1 protein-coding gene is annotated in these 1,303 nt (G+C 70.5%); it reads right to left on the bottom strand.

The window, feature by feature from the left end; translation table 11 throughout:
- Positions 1-1,240, bottom strand: a 1,240-nt coding sequence (locus EF918_RS35830; RefSeq protein WP_125652991.1) for a cytochrome P450, incomplete at its 3' end; no start/stop codon positions are given.
- Positions 1,241-1,303: the final 63 nt, after the last annotated feature.

Here is a 1,303-nt window from a genome sequence, read left to right as displayed (position 1 = left end):
GGTGCCAGTTCTGGACGATGGTGGCCAGGGTGGCAGTGGCTTCGGCGAGGGCGAACTGGTCGCCTATGCATGTGCGGGGGCCGCCTCCGAAGGGGATGTAGTGGCCGCGGGAGGAGCGGGCTTCGGCTCGTTCGGGCAGCCAGCGGTCGGGGTCGAAGCGTTCGGGGTCGGGGTGGACGGCGGGGTTGTGGTGGAGGAGGTAGGGGCTGTAGGCGAGGGTGGTGCCGGTCGGGACGGGTGTGCCCGCCAGGGTGGTGTCTGTGGTGGCGGTGCGGGTGTAGATCCATCCGGCCGGGTAGAGGCGCAGCGTTTCGGTGATCACTCGGCCGGTGATGGGCAGGCGGGGGAAGTCGTCGTAGGTGAGGGGTCGGCCTGCGAGGACGGTGTCGACTTCGGTGCGGAGGTCTCGCAGGGTGTCCGGGTGGCGGGTCAGAAGGTCCAGGGCCCAGGACAGCGTGGAGGCGACGGTTTCCGCGCCGGCGATGAAGAAGGTGATGAACTGGTCGGTGATCTCCTGGTCCGTCAGGGCCGGGTGCGGGGGGTCGCGGGTGAGGAGTTGGGACAGCAGGTCGTCCTGGTCGCCCGGCTGGGCGCGGCGGTCGGTGATGACGGCGGCGAGGGTGGTACGCAGCCGGGTGAGGGCTCGTTCGTAGCGGCGGGTGGCCGGTAGGGGCAGGCGGCTGAGGGCGCCGGGCATGATCAGGCGGCCGAAGAAGCCGGAGACGATGGCGTCGACGTCGTGGGTCATGTGCTGGAGGGTCGGGGGCGGGAGTTCGCCGGAGAACATGGTGGCGGTCAGGTTGCGGACGGCGAGGGCCATCATCTGTTCGGGTACGTAGATGGTCTGGCCGTCGTGCCATCCGCCGGAGGCGGTGTCGGCCTGGGCGGTCATGGCGGTGGTGTGGTCGGGGAGGCGGGCGGTGCGGAAGACGGGTTGGCACATGCGGCGCTGGGTGCGGTGCATGGTGTGGGGGCAGGTGACCAGTCCCTGGCCCCCGACTTCGGCGGCCCGCTCGTAGAAGAAACCGCCCTTGTCGAAGGTGCGGTCGTCACGCAGGACCTGGCGGATGGCGGCGGGGTCGCACGCCATGACCACGGGGAGGGGTCCCAGTTGGATGCGGACCAGGTCTCCGTGGCCGGGCAGGGAGCGCATGAAGGCCAGCGGGTCTCGCATCAGGGGGATGAGGTGCCCCAGGAAGGGGAGGGCTCCGGGTGCGGTGGGGATGGTGTCCTGCCTCACGGTTCTTCCTTTCGGTGCGGCCTGCGGGCTGAGAGGTGCGTGTTCACGGGGTGGGGGTGCGGG

Source organism: Streptomyces sp. WAC06614, from assembly GCF_003949795.1.
GTDB lineage: Bacteria > Actinomycetota > Actinomycetes > Streptomycetales > Streptomycetaceae > Streptomyces.
The sequence above is the reverse complement of the archived record's forward strand: the minus strand, read 5'-3'. Positions and strand labels throughout refer to the sequence as shown.